At 66.6% G+C, this 13,747-nt stretch carries 8 protein-coding genes; 4 read left to right on the plus strand and 4 right to left on the minus strand.

Going from position 1 to position 13,747, the window contains the following annotated elements; all coding sequences use genetic code 11:
• A partial coding sequence (locus Q664_RS07355; protein ID WP_043391453.1) for a Na+/H+ antiporter NhaA occupies nucleotides 1-525 on the minus strand: 525 nt, incomplete at its 3' end.
• A 300-nt stretch (nucleotides 526-825) separates the two neighbouring features.
• Here Q664_RS07355 and mutS point away from each other — a divergent pair.
• Complete coding sequence (mutS, locus tag Q664_RS07360) at nucleotides 826-3,444, plus strand: DNA mismatch repair protein MutS (RefSeq protein ID WP_235216593.1); 2,619 nt, start codon at nucleotides 826-828, stop codon at nucleotides 3,442-3,444.
• A 57-nt stretch (nucleotides 3,445-3,501) separates the two neighbouring features.
• Nucleotides 3,502-4,896 carry an adenylate/guanylate cyclase domain-containing protein gene (locus tag Q664_RS51710; RefSeq protein WP_052517788.1) on the plus strand — a complete coding sequence of 465 codons (1,395 nt, stop codon included), beginning with the start codon at nucleotides 3,502-3,504 and terminating at the stop codon, nucleotides 4,894-4,896.
• A 102-nt stretch (nucleotides 4,897-4,998) separates the two neighbouring features.
• Here Q664_RS51710 and Q664_RS07370 read toward each other — a convergent pair whose 3' ends face one another.
• Nucleotides 4,999-7,671 (minus strand): RCC1 domain-containing protein, encoded by a 2,673-nt coding sequence (locus Q664_RS07370; RefSeq protein ID WP_235216591.1) that lies wholly within the window; start codon nucleotides 7,669-7,671, stop codon nucleotides 4,999-5,001.
• 339 nt (nucleotides 7,672-8,010) lie between these two features.
• Here Q664_RS07370 and Q664_RS07375 point away from each other — a divergent pair, with 339 nt between their 5' ends.
• Entirely contained in the window at nucleotides 8,011-9,012 is a 1,002-nt protein-coding gene (locus Q664_RS07375) for a hypothetical protein (RefSeq protein WP_052517789.1), read from the plus strand.
• A 141-nt stretch (nucleotides 9,013-9,153) separates the two neighbouring features.
• Here Q664_RS07375 and Q664_RS07380 read toward each other — a convergent pair whose 3' ends face one another.
• Both Q664_RS07380 and Q664_RS07385 read right to left on the minus strand, forming a co-directional pair.
• Complete coding sequence (locus Q664_RS07380) at nucleotides 9,154-11,268, minus strand: Ig-like domain-containing protein (protein ID WP_043391458.1); 2,115 nt, start codon at nucleotides 11,266-11,268, stop codon at nucleotides 9,154-9,156.
• Between the two features lie 236 nt (nucleotides 11,269-11,504).
• Nucleotides 11,505-12,962 carry an OmpA family protein gene (locus tag Q664_RS07385; RefSeq protein WP_235216592.1) on the minus strand — a complete coding sequence of 486 codons (1,458 nt, stop codon included), beginning with the start codon at nucleotides 12,960-12,962 and terminating at the stop codon, nucleotides 11,505-11,507.
• A 372-nt stretch (nucleotides 12,963-13,334) separates the two neighbouring features.
• On the opposite strand from Q664_RS07385, the gene Q664_RS57440 reads away from it, so the two are divergent.
• A partial coding sequence (locus tag Q664_RS57440; RefSeq protein ID WP_160174357.1) for a hypothetical protein occupies nucleotides 13,335-13,747 on the plus strand: 413 nt, incomplete at its 3' end.

Genomic DNA, 13,747 nt, shown 5'->3' on the forward strand with positions numbered 1-13,747 from the left:
GGTGAGGAACACCACCAGCCCGTGGCTCACCCGGCCCTTGAGCAGCGTGAGGCACCCGATGGCGAAGGCGATGTCCGTGGCCATGGGGATGGCCCACCCCTTGAGCGCCGGTGTCCCCGCGTTGAGCGCCGCGTAGAGGGCGGCGGGCACCACCATGCCGCCCACCGCCGCGATGAGGGGCAGCAGGGCCTTGGACAGGGTGCGCAGCTCGCCGGCGGCCAGCTCCCGCTTGATCTCCATCCCCACCAGGAAGAAGAAGATCGTCATCAACCCGTCGTTGATGAATTCACGGAAGGTGAAATGGAAGAGGGGGCTGCCCGAGCCGACGGCGAGGGGCGCGTCGAAGAGGGCGGTGTAGGTGTCGGCCCAGGGCGAGTTGGCCCAGAGCATGGCCACCACGGCGCAGAGGGCGAGGAGGATGCCGCCGCTCGCCTCCAGCTTGAAGAACGCCTGCACGGGCGCCACGGCCACCTTGAAGAGCCGGGGGAGGGGGACGGGCTGTACGGTCTCGGGACGGGTCTCCATGACGGGGGGCAGGTTGCCCTCCGGAGTGGGTGGGGCCAACCGTTTTCGGAGGAGTGGCTCACGATTTTTCCGGACCGGGACGGCTGGCCGTCAGGGGGACGTGCTAGCCATCGGCGGAGTAGGTGCGGACGGGTGGACGGCAGAAGTCATGTGTTCTGTTGATCCGGAACCGGACGCATGACACAAGAGGCGGCGATGGGCGCGACGCAAGCGAAGGCAGGCAAGGGACACGGGGACGAGGCGCCGGTGGAAGCGGCGGCCGAGCAGGCCGGGGCGCGGGAGATTGGCGCGCTCACTCCGATGATGCGGCAGTACCTCGAGGTGAAGGCGCTCAACCCGGACGCCATCCTCTTCTTCCGGCTGGGGGACTTCTACGAGATGTTCTTCGAGGACGCGGTGCGCGCCTCGGAGCTCTTGCAGATCACCCTCACCGCGCGGGCGAAGAACGCGGAGAAGGTGCCCATGGCCGGGGTGCCGTACCACTCGGCGCGCCGCTACATCGCGAAGCTGGTGGAGCACGGGCTGAAGGTGGCCATCTGCGAGCAGGTGGAGGAGGCGGGCAGCGGGCCGGGGATCGTCCGGCGCGAGGTGACGCGCGTCATCACCCCGGGCATGGTGCTGGACGAGGAAGCGCTCGAGCCGCGGGCGAGCAACTTCCTGGCCGCGGTGTACCCGGGGGCGCAGGGCTTCGGGGCGGCGCTGCTGGAGGCCTCCACGGGTGAGTTCTTCTGCCTGGAGGCGGAGACCACGCAGGAGCTGGTGGAGGCGCTGGCCCGGGTGGAGCCGAGGGAGCTGCTGGTGCCCGAGGGCGAGAAGGACTCCCCGGACACGGTGGCCCTCGTGTCGCGGCTGTCCCGGCCTCCGGCGGTGGCGGAGCTGGAGAAGGCGGCCTTCGAGCCCGGACGGGCCACGGTCTTCCTGCGCGGTCACTTCGCGGTGCAGTCGCTGGAGGCCTTCGGGCTGCAGGACGCGCCGCTGGCCACCGGGGCCGCGGGCGCGGCGCTGCGCTACCTGAAGGACACGCAGAAGACGGCCGCCGCCCACGTGGACAGGCTCAGCCGCCACCAGCGGGGCGTGCACCTCCTCATGGACGAGGCCTCCCGCTCCAACCTGGAGGTGCTGCGCACCCTGCGGGACGGGGGACGCAAGGGCTCGCTGCTGGGGGTGCTGGACAGGACGGCCACGGGACTGGGGGCGCGCAAGCTGGCCCGGTGGCTGGCCGCGCCCCTGTGCTCGCTGCCGGAGATCAACGCCCGGCTGGACGCGGTGGAGGAGCTGTCCCAGCGCAGCGTGTGGCGCGAGGAGATGACGAGCCTCCTCAAGGAGGTGGGCGACATCGAGCGGTTGTGCGGCCGGCTGTCGCTGGGGGCGGGCAACGCGAGGGATCTGCGGGCGCTGGGCTTGTCGCTGGCGCAGCTGCCCCGGCTGGGGGCGGTGCTCGCGCGCTGTGCGTCTCCGCTGCTCAAGTCGCTGGCGGGGCCGCTCGGCGCGCTGCCGGAGCTGACGGAGCTGCTGCTGGGGGCGGTGGTGGACGAGCCGCCCACCGGCCTCAAGGAGGGAGGCTTCATCCGCCCGGGCTTCCACGCCGAGCTGGACAAGCTGGTGGAGCTGTCCACCTCCGGCAAGGACTTCCTGCTGAAGATCGAAACGCGGGAGCGGGAGCGGACGGGCATCAATTCGCTGAAGATCCGCTACAACAAGGTGTTCGGGTACTACCTGGAGGTGACGAAGGCGAACCTGCACCTGGTGCCCTCGGACTACATCCGCAAGCAGACGATGGTGGGGGCCGAGCGCTTCATCACCCCGGAGCTGAAGGAGTACGAGGAGAAGGTGCTCACGGCGGAGGAGCGTCGGAGCGCGCTGGAGCTGGAGCTCTTCGAGCAGTTGCGGGCGCAGGTGGTGAAGGAGGCGCCGCGGTTGCGCTCGGCGGCGGAGGCGGTGGCCACGGCGGATGCGTTGCTGTCCTTCGCGCGCTGCGCGGCCGAGTTCGGCTACGTGCGGCCGGTGGTGGACGAGTCCGAGGTGCTCTCCATCACCGGCGGGCGTCACCCGGTGGTGGAGCGGATGCTGGGGGCGGGCGAGGCGTTCGTTCCCAACGACGTGAAGATGGACTCGGAGGACGCGCAGATCCTGGTGATCACCGGCCCCAACATGGCGGGCAAGAGCACGGTGATGCGGCAGGTGGCGCTCACGGTGCTGATGGCGCAGGCGGGCAGCTTCGTGCCGGCGAGCGCGGCGCACATCGGCCTGTCGGATCGGATCTTCACGCGCGTGGGCGCGGCGGACAACCTGGCGCGTGGGCAGTCCACCTTCATGGTGGAGATGACGGAGACGAGCCACATCCTGCACCACGCCACGCGGCGCAGCCTGGTGGTGCTGGACGAGATTGGCCGGGGGACGTCCACCTACGACGGCCTGTCCATCGCCTGGGCGGTGGCCGAGCACCTGCACGACAAGGTGGGAGCTCGGACGCTCTTCGCCACGCACTACCACGAGCTGGTGGATCTCTCCCGGGAGAAGCCCCGGGTGAAGAACATGTGCATCGCGGTGCGGGAGCAGGGCGGCAAGGTGCTCTTCCTGCGCAAGCTGGTGCCGGGCGGGGCCAACCGCTCCTACGGCATCGAGGTGGCGAGGCTCGCGGGCCTGCCGCCGGAGGTGGTGACGCGGGCGAGGGACATCCTGCAGAACCTCGAGTCCGGTGAGTTCGACGACAGCGGGCGGCCGAGGCTGGCGCGGAGGACGTCGCGCGCGCCGTCCCCGGGGCAGCTGGGGCTGTTCGGTGGGGTCGCCGAGCCCGGGCCGAAGCTGGACCCCTCGCACCAGAAGGTGCTGGAGGCCCTCCGGGGGGTCAAGGTGGACGAGACGACGCCCATGGAGGCGCTCAATCTGCTGTCGAAGCTTCAGCGGGAGCTGAAGTAGGAAAGAGACGTGGTGTCCACGTCAGCAGGGTGTCCTACACTGGGGATGGAATCCTCCATGTCCGACCTGGTGCGCCGCGCCCATACCGCCTTCTTCGAGCACACGTCCGACGCCGTGCTGGTGCTGGATCTCCAGGACCGGCTCGTGGAGGCCAACGCCGCCGCGCAGCGGCTGTTCGGGGAGTCCGGAGACGCGCTGCGGGGCAGGCCCATTTCGGAGCTGCTGCCGCGGTGGACGCCGCCGGAGCCGTCGTCGCCAGAGGCGCCGCCGAGGGAAGGGGAGTGGGTGTGGCACGGGACGGAGCGGTCCCCGCGCCATGCGCACGTGCTGCGCGTGAGTTGCGTGCCCGTGCCGGAAGGCCGGGTGCTGGTGCTGAGGGATCTGACGGCGCAGGCGGAGGTCGAGGCCTCGCTGCGCCATCAGAAGGAGTATTACGAGTCGCTGGTCCTCCACAGCCCGGTGGCCATGGTCACGGTGAACCTCCGGTTCAGCGTGGTGTCCTGGAACCCGGCGGCGGAGCGTCTGTTCGGCTACACGGCGCGGGAGGCCAAGGGGCGGAACATCCTGCGGTTGGTGGCGGGGGAGGGGCCCCTCCGGGAGGAGGCCGAGGCCACCTCGCGTGAGGCGCTCGAGCGGGGCTCGGTGAAGATTGTCACCCGGCGCATGAGAAAGGATGGGACGCCGGTGGACGTCGAGCTGGTGGCGCTGCCGGTGACGGTGGAGGGGGAGCGGGTGGGCTTCGTCGCCATCTACCACGACCTCACCCAGCTGCGCCGGATGCACGAGCAGGAAGTGGCGCACCTGCGCACCATCGAGAGCGAGCGCGAGCGGGCGGATCAGCTGCTGCTCAACATCCTGCCGAAGCCCGTGGCGGACCGGTTGAAGCACGGCCAGCGGATCATCGTGGAGAACTTCCCGGACGTGACGGTGCTGTTCGCGGACCTGGTGGACTTCACCCGCTTCGCCGCGCAGCACTCGCCGCCGGACGTGCTGCAGGTGTTGAACATGGTCTTCTCCATCTTCGATCAGCTCACGGACGAGTTCGGGGTGGAGAAGGTGAAGACGATCGGGGACGCGTACATGGCGGTGGGAGGGCTGTCGCTGCCGAGGAGCGATCATGCCGAGGCCATGGCGGGCCTGGCGCTGGCCATGCGCGCCGAGGTGTTGAAGCTGGGAGACCAGTTGCAGATTCCGCTGCACCTGCGGATTGGTTTGCACTCGGGCCCGGTGACGGCGGGGGTGATCAGCGGCAAGAAGTTCGCGTATGACCTGTGGGGCGACACGGTGAATACGGCGAGCCGGATGGAGTCGCACGGCGTGGTGGACGGCATCCACCTGTCGGAAGCGGTCCACGAGCGGCTGCGCGGCCGCTATCGCTTCCAGGATCAGGGCATCGTCCCCGTGAAGGGGAAGGGGCCCATGCGGACGTGGCTGCTGCTCGGCGCGCAGTGAGCCGGAGCGCGCGAATGAAAACCCCTGCCGCCTGGAAGGGAAGCAGGGGTCGATGATGGGGCCGGACTTCTTTCAGTCTGGTCCGGGCGTTGAGCCTGGCTCCTACGGGAGCACTCTTATTGGAGAGTAGCGACTGGTGTGGGTGCCATCGCCGAGCTGGCCGTAGGAGTTGTTACCCCAGGTCCACACGGAACCGTCCTGCTTATGGACCAGGGAGTGTTGGCCACCAGCCTGGATGGTCACCGCACCTGAGAACCCTGGTACCTGTACCGGTGTGGTTCGCCCGGTGGTAGAGCCATCACCGAGTTGACCGTTCGAGTTGCGCCCCCAGGCCCACACGGTTCCATCGTTCCTCACAGCCAGTGAGTGAGTGAGGTCCGCTTCGATGCTCGTGACTCCATTCAGGCCGTACACCTGCACTGGATAGGTCCATTTTCCGGTGAAGCCATTCCCAAGCTCGCCATTGGGGCCGTCGCCCCAGGACCACACGGAGCCGTCCTGCTTCAGCACCAGTACATGGAAGTGACCTGATGCAATGGCAGTGGCTCCCGAGAGTCCCATGACCTGCAGCGGTGTGGTGCTCGAAGTAGAGGTGCCGTCCCCGAGCTGGCCATGGTCATTGTCGCCCCAGGCCCACACTGTTCCATCCTGCCTCAGCGCGAGCGAAGAAAACCAACCCGCTGCAACGCTCATCATGCCCGAGACCCCCGGGACTTGTACGGGCGTGGTCCTGGTCGTGGTGGTGCCGTCCCCGAGCTGGCCATCCGAGTTGTTGCCCCAGGCCCACACGGTTCCATCCCGCCTCACGGCCAGCGAATGTTCCTTCTTCGCGGAAATGGCCACCACGTTCGTGAGCCCCACGACCTGCACCGGCGTGGAGCGCGAGGTGGTGCTACCGTCGCCGAGCTGCCCGTGCGAGTTGTAGCCCCAGGCCCACACGGTTCCATCCTGCTTCAGCGCCAGTGCATGATGATCACCTGCGGCAATGGATTCCACATTCATGAGCCCCACGACCTGCACCGGTGTAGTGCTCGAGGTGGTGGTCCCGTTGCCCAGCTGGCCGTCTGAGTTGTACCCCCAGGCCAGGACCGTCCCATCCGGGTTCACCTTCAGGCTGTGGGAGTACCCCGCTGCCACCGTTGAAGGCTTCTGGCGGAGCTCGATGCCCGTGAGCACCCACACTGGGGTGTGTCGAGCCGTGTTGGTGCCATCGCCGAGCTGGCCGTAGGAATTGGAGCCCCAGGTCCACACGGTTCCATCTTGCTTGAGCGCCAGGGAGTGAACGCCGCCAGCCTGGACGGCCACCGCACCCGAGAACCCCATCACCTGCACCGGTGCGCTGCGCCTGGTGGTGGTGCCATCGCCGAGCTGGCCAGAGTAATTTTCGCCCCAGGCCCACACGGTTCCATCGTTCCTCACCGCCAGCGAATGAGAGAAGTCCGCTTCGATGTTCGTGACGCCAGCCAGACCGGATACCTGCACGGGGATGTTGCTCGTCAAGGTGGTGCCATCACCAAGCTGGCCCGCGTAGTTGTAGCCCCAGGCCCATACGGTTCCATCCTGCTTCAGCGCCAGTGCATGGAGGTGGCCGGAGACGAGGAGGGTGACGTCCGAGAGGCTCAGGACCTGCACTGGCGTGGTGCTCGAGGTCCTGGTTCCGTTGCCGAGCTGGCCATAGGAGTTGTCGCCCCAGGCCCACACAGTTCCATCCTGCTTCAGCGCGAGCGAAGAAAACCAACCCGCTGCAACGCTCAGCACACCCGAGAGCCCTGGGACCTGCACGGGGGTGGTCCTGGTCGTGGTGGTGCCGTCCCCGAGCCGGCCGTCCGAGTTGTTGCCCCAGGTCCACACGGTTCCATCCTGCTTCACGGCCAGCGAGTGCTCCTGCTTGGCGGAAATGGCCACGACGTTCGTGAGCCCCGTCACCCGCACCGGCGTCGTGCTTCCCGTGGTGGTTCCATTGCCGAGCTGGCCGTGCGAGTTGTAGCCCCAGGTCCACACGGTGCCATCCTTTTTCAGCGCCAGGGAGTGATGGGCACCCACGGCGATGGACTCCACGTTGTTGAGCCCCGTCACCCGTACGGGCGTGGTGCTCGAGGCGGTGGTTCCGTTGCCGAGTTGGCCATTGGCGTTGTCTCCCCAGGCCAGGACGGTCCCATCCGGGTTCAACTTCAGGCTGTGGAAATATCCCGCCGCCACCTTGGGAGGGCCAGTCACCACCGCGAAGGCTAGGTCGTCCCGGTCCTCGAAGGAACCATCCGCGCAGGCTGTCGCTGAGTTCATGTAACGGAAGGCCGCGCGCACGGCCTGGGTGCTGCCGCCAGCTGGCAGCGTGTAATTCACCCGCAGCGTCTGTGCTCCAGCTCCGGTGGGCACCAGGGTGGTGATGAAGTTCCAGGTCGGGTTGCTCGCGTCCGCCGCGTAATACAGGTCCAGCGAGTCCTGCGTGTAGTTGGACCAGGCCCATACCTCGACTTCAAGGGTCACTTGTTTACCGGGAGCCAGGTCGGTGCCATCTGTGGTGTAGATCTTCACCCGATCCACCGACTCGTCGGAGTGGTAGGCGCCAGCGGTACCGTCCATGCAGGTCCCGCCCAGCGTGTTGGGCGCGTTGAGCTCGGGCCCCACCGGTCCACGGCCATTGACGAGGCCGCCCGAGTCACAACCAGAAGCCACCCCGGTGCACCGGGGGACCTTCAAAGTCGAATCGTAGGTGGCCGTTGCCGTCAGCGGCGCGGAAGTGGCGCCTGGTTTCTCCTCTTGCCCCTGGGTCATCTCTCCGGGTTCACAGGCCCATAGCCCCGCCGCCAGGACTGCCCCTGCATATTGCTTCCACATGTTTCGTTTTCCCCCCTCGAGAACTGATTTCGCGGGCTGACTACCAGTGGCGCGAGGCAGGTGCTGTGAAGCACCTCACATGGAGCGGGTGCGCACGTTCACAGGGCCTGGCGCCATTCACCGCGACCGCGAGTCATGTCCTTCAAGGCATCGGCCCACGTGCCTGGTTGCCCGCTCAGGGGGCGATGACCTGTGACCGGGAGTCTCGGGATTCCCGCGCCCCAAACACGGAGGCGGCGCGTTGCAGCACCGGAGCGCGCTCGATAATCTGCCCGCATGGCAGAGGATGACGGCGGCAAGTCGGAAACATCGGAGAAAGGCTCGGCGGACGCCACTGACCTCGAAAGCATCAGCTCGCAGGCCGCCTACGAGGCGTTCCTCGTCGAGGCGAAGGCCGTGGAGCCAGGCTTCATCGAGGAGTGTTGTGCCGACATCGTGCTCACCTATCAAGCCGTGATGCGCGGAGTGGAGAATGTGCTGGGCAGTGGGACGGTGGTCATCGGCAGGCTGCCCAACATCAACGTCGTGGAACTCTCGATGCTCCCGCGGCTTGCTCAGGGCCTGGCATTCGCCGCGCTGCAGGTAGACCGAGAGCTCGAGGCCGCCTCGTTCGGAAAGTTGTTCGATCGGGTGCAGCAGCTGCGCCGCAAGTTGCGTAAGGCCGCCGACGCCCTTGCCGAGGCTCGCCTCCTTCCCGATGCCGATGTCGATGAGGTCTGGCTCCGCGGGCAGCACGATGTCCTGGACGATTGCTCGGCGCTTGTCGCGTTGTTGCGAAGGAACGAGGCGCGGATCTCCGGCCGATCGCCGGTGGTTGCTTCTGATATCGCCGAGGCGGAGCAAATCGTAGGGAAGTTGCGCGTGATGCTCGGACAGCAGGGCGTCGAGAGCGAAGGAGGGTCGCCCTCCCTCATCAGGGCTGTCGAGCTCCGCGATCGCTTTTGGACGCTGCTGCATCAGCGCTACGACGTGCTCTGGCGATGCGGTGCGTGGCTCTACGGCCGAGCGGTCGATGATCGTGTGCCTCCGCTTCCGGTCCGGCAGGCGCTGATCGGCAAGGCCCGGAGCGTGCCGGCCGAGCGCGAGGCATCGCAGGCAGAGCCGGAACAGCGGCGGCCCTCGAGCCCTCCGCAGCTCGTGCCCGCGTCGCCAGCGAGCCCGCCCACCAGTGTGCCGGCGGTGCGCGACTCGACCCGGCACTTGCATGAGTTGCAGCGGGATCTGGAGCGAAAGGCCCGGTTCCTCGTCCGGATTGGCGTCGTTGCTCCCCGGAGCTGAGCGTCACCTGTTGCCAGCGTGGGTGGGCAAGGGAGCCCACTCCATGTTTGCGCTCGGCGGCGCGCCCCGGCCGCCGAGCGGAGTCGTGGGTCTCTGCTGAAGTCCCAACCTACCTCTTCCAGGAACAGGGGGTCGTGGACGTCATGGAATCCAAGCGTCCGCGCACTGGCGGTTGACGCCGTTGTTGACGAAGGTGTTGTTGTACGTGGCCAGGGAGAAGTCCGTCGTCACGGCGGTGGTGCCCGAGTAGGACCCATCGCTCACGGTGACGCCGCAACTGGCCGAGGAACTGAACGTGCTGTTGGTCACGAATGCGCCCAATTCCTTGTAGACGTTCAGATTGCCCCCAAAGAACCGGCCAGCGGCTCCAGAATGGGAGATCAGCACGTGGTCAAGCCGGCTTCCCTCTCCCTGGAAGAAGTGCAGCCCGCGCCAGTACCCCTTCGTCGGGGTCGGGGTATTCGGGATGAAGTGGATCGGTGCTTCCGCGGTTCCCACCGCGATCAGCGCACCGGGATGGCTGGCGAAACTTCCGATGGTCAGCTCGGTGTTCTGGGCGAACCGCAATTCCGTTCCAGCTTCCACGGTCAGCGTTGGATTGGTCGTATTGCCCACGTTCACATTTCCCTGGAGCACGTAGGGGATGCCCAGGTTCCGCCATGTCTGGGTGATGTCCACGCCGCCACCGCTGATCTCCACTGCATTGTTCGTGTTGCCGCTGAAGGTGATTCCCGTGGGGATCGTCCCGACGACGTGGGCTGCCATCGAAAGGGGGTAGTTGCCATTGTCGCGGAGGGTCAGTGCTGTCGAGTCCGGGCCGAACTTCGCACCATTCGACATGTAGACGCCGTATCCGCTGCCCTTCTGCACGATGACGTTCTGGATGTTGGGACAGGGACCATCAACCTCACACGGATGAAGAGACCCGTGCACATTCAGATTGCCCGTCGTCGCGAGGAGGCTACTCGGAGCACCTGCGTACTCGATGGTGGCGTAGGAGATGCGGCTGGCGGCGGTGGCATGGTCCGCCAAGTGCAACCCCCTCCACTGGCCGGGCTTGGGGCTGTCCGAGTTGGCCGAGAAAAGGATGGGCGAGGACTCGGTTCCATTGACGATCAAATCCCCCGTGAGGTGGTAGCCAGCGACCATCTCACCGTTGGCTCCGAAGCGGAATACCGTGCCAGCGGAGAGGGTGAGTGTAGGGCCCGGAGCATTCTCCGGGGTGCTGTCGTCCGGGGGGTTCTCGATGAGGATCAGGCTGTTGATGACGTAGGGGATGCCGGGGTTGGGCCAGGTCTGCGAGAGCGAGACATTGCCGCTGAGCTCGACGGCGTCGGGGGTATTACCCGTGAAGGAGCCTCCGGTCGGGAGCGTGCCGGCTTGGTTGGCGCCCATTCGCACCGCGTAGTCTGTGCTCCCAGACACATGGAGTCTGGTCGAGTCAGTTCCAAAGGCACTCCCGTCATCCGCCACCCTCACTCCCACGGTGCCGCTGTTCTGCACCGTCACGTCACGAAGCACAGGGGCCGCTTTGTTCTCCACTGCGAGGCATGCGCCCGCCCCCGCGGCGTTCCCACAGTCGCTCAACGTGACGAAGCTCAGCTCCGAACCGCTCCCTTCCGTGGAGAACACCACACCCCGCCAGTAGCCCTTGGTGGGCGCGCTCTGGTTGGCCACCATGCGGATCGGTGCCCCCTGGCTCCCCAAGGCCCGGAAGGCTCCGTTGGAGATGCGAAGCTCGGCGTCCTGGTCGAAGCGGACTTCCACGCCCTGCTCGAGGGTCAGCGTGGGGGCTTCGCCAGAGCCGTTCACCACGAGCTGCCCTCTCACCACGTGCGGATTCTCGGCCGCTCGCCACGTCTCGGAAGTCGTGATGTTGGTGGTGTGGAGGGTGGGCGGGCGCTGGTTCACCGTGAGGGTGACCTCTCCCTGCCGGGTCTCATTGCCCGCGGTGGCACTGGCGCTGATGGTCACTGTTCCGGCGGCGGACGTGGTGGCATTCCCAGTCTTGTCCATCACCTTCGCCACGGACTCGTTGCTGGACTTCCAGTCGTAACCGGAAACGCCGGTGAACTTTTCGCCGTACTGATCCTTGGCCTCAGCGGTGCACTTCGTGGTCTGGCCGGCGATCACGGGGTTGGGCTCACAGGTCACCGTGATCTCGTTCAGATGGGCTGGATCCTTGGTATTTCCGCCAGGGCACCCTCCGAGCACCAGTAGCGCGGGAAGCCAGGGGAGCGCCTTGTTGAGTCTCATGGATTTTGAACTCCTTTTCACGACTAGAGGGTCGCGATGATAGGACGAATCGGTCGCGAGGAGGGACGTTGGTGGATGCTGCGGTGGTGCACTCCTCTCATGACGCGCTCGACTGCCCGCCTTTCACGCAGGGGCCTCCACCTCGCTCCAGTCGAAGGGGAGAGTCGCGCCGGGGCCATGCCTGGCCGATAGGCGGGCTGGCACTCACGCTACCCGCCCAGAAGCGGGGAGGAGCGCTACGGGGCCGGAGCCTGGGTGGTGAGTGGGGCCGGCGCCTCGGTGATGAGGAGTACCTCTGCGCGGCGGTTGAGCTGCCGCTCCTGCTCGGTGGCGGGTCTTGCGCTCACCGGCCAATCCGAGCCGAAGCCGCGTATCCGCACCTGGGTCGCGGGAACGCCCTGATCGAGCAGATAGCGCCGCACTGCCTGGGCACGTCGCAGCGACATGATCATGTTGGACGAGTCGGTGCCCTCGGTGTCCGCATGCCCCTCGATGATGAGGGTGCCCCCTCTGGGAAGTTCCGACAACCGCAGGACGGCCTGATCCAGCAGAGGCACCACACCCTGCAACTCGGAGTTGCCCTGGGTGAAGTGGATCTCACCCCTCATCACGAGTCGATCCTGGGGACCGGGCTGATAGGGCCGTGGAGGCTCCCGCGGCGTTCTGACGTCCGACGTCCCCTGGGGGTCGTCACGGGTGACGGACATGAGCTCCCAGGTGCCGGCCGGACGGATCCGATCGTCTCTTTCCGGGGGCTTCGGTGTGGCGAGTGAGAGCTGGAACTCGCGATCCACGTGCTCGTCGATGAAGGAGATCCTGGGTGGCGGCTCGCTTCGGAACGAGACGCCGAGGAGCATGCGGAAGCGAGGCGTTCCGAGTGCTCCGCCCAGGCCAGGTCCTCCCATGACGAAAGCGTCCAACCCGACCAGGAGCGGAAACCGCACGCCTCCGAGCAGATCCATGGAAACCTGGGCCGATTGGGGCACGAGCGTGGCCCGTAGCGCCAGCTCGCCCCTCAACCCAGTTCCCGTCGTGGCCAGCGCCGCTCCGAGGCGAACCTCCGAGGTCGCGCCCTGTCTGACCGCGGTCTCCTCGGTGGTTCCCAGGAGGATGGTGGGGCGGAACAGGACGCCCGCCTCGAGGGAGGGTTGCACCGAACCCAGGATCGTGCCCACCACCATGCGCGCATGGAAACGAGGCCCGTCATCGCCCGCCAGCGCCAGCCCGGTGCCTACCGGCAGGCCCACTCCCAGGTCCGCCGACAGGTCCACGGGTTGCCGCTGGCGGCGTGACAGCAGGCCCAGCCGAGCCTGGAGCACGGGGGTTCCCATGCCCTGGGCGGTCAGTGAGGACAGACCCACCGTATTCGGATCATCCCCCTGCTGCCAGAGCACGAAGGGGACCTGGGCCCCCAACTCGAGCCACGGCAATACTCCGTAGCTGGCCGAGAGCAGCGCGGTCGCCCTGTCTCGCACCACCGCCAGATCCTGCTCACCGTCATTCAGGACGAGGGGCAGGCGCTGGTAGTGCCCCAGCAGGCTCACGCTCATTCCTCCGGGCACCATCAGCTCGCCGTTGCCGACCAGTGCCGTGCCGCGTCCCGTGTTGGCGTCCAGCCGCTCCAGGTCGAAGCCGGGCAACTGGTCGGTGGACTGCGCCGAGGCCAGCGAGCAGCCCAACAACATGACGGCCATTGCACCCCTGGTTGAGGACGGTATGCTCATGATCGGGTAGAATTCTACCTCGCTTTATGTGGGGAGAGACAAGTGCTCCGACTCAATGTGCTGGTCCTGCTGTGCCTTGGAGTGCTGGCCTCCTGCAGGTCCAGTGAACCAGAGGGAGCGGCTCCAGCGGCTCCCTCGGTTCCACCGGTGTCGCTCCAGCGCAGGTCCGCGGCGGTCTCCACCGACCCCATCCTTCATACCCTCAAGTGGACGGGCAACGGTCCAGGCTCGGCGACTACGTGCCTGTCGTGTGGTTCCGGTGGATACCGCTGCCCGGGGAGCTCGACCTCTACTGAGTGGACGAAGGACATCGACGTCACTGTTCCCGAGGGTCTGCTGGTGGTGGGATTCAAGGCGGAGGTGGTTGGCGCCAGCGTGGATACCTCCGGTTCTGGCAATACGGACGTCGGTGTCAAGCTCAACGGCACGTCGCTCAACTACTCTGGCGGTGGCACTACCTTCCGCGTCGCGGATCGTACCTGTACATCGTCCTCGGCTTGTCACCCGGCGAGGGCGTTCAACAAAGCGGACCCCGCAGGTATTGGTTGGCTCACGGGTACGACCAAGAACCAGATCACGATCGTTCCGGATGATGGGGATTACTGTGCTTCCCATGTTGCTATCACATTGACCGTCGCGGAGCGCAGCATCGAGGTTTCCCCTGAGGGGATCGACTTTGGCAATCAGAAGAGGAGCGTTCTCAGCGCCACCCAGGATGTGACGATAACCAATGACGGTGCTGCGCCCCTGACTGT

It is taken from the genome of Archangium violaceum Cb vi76 (assembly GCF_000733295.1).
In the GTDB taxonomy this organism is placed as follows: Bacteria; Myxococcota; Myxococcia; order Myxococcales; family Myxococcaceae; genus Archangium; species Archangium violaceum.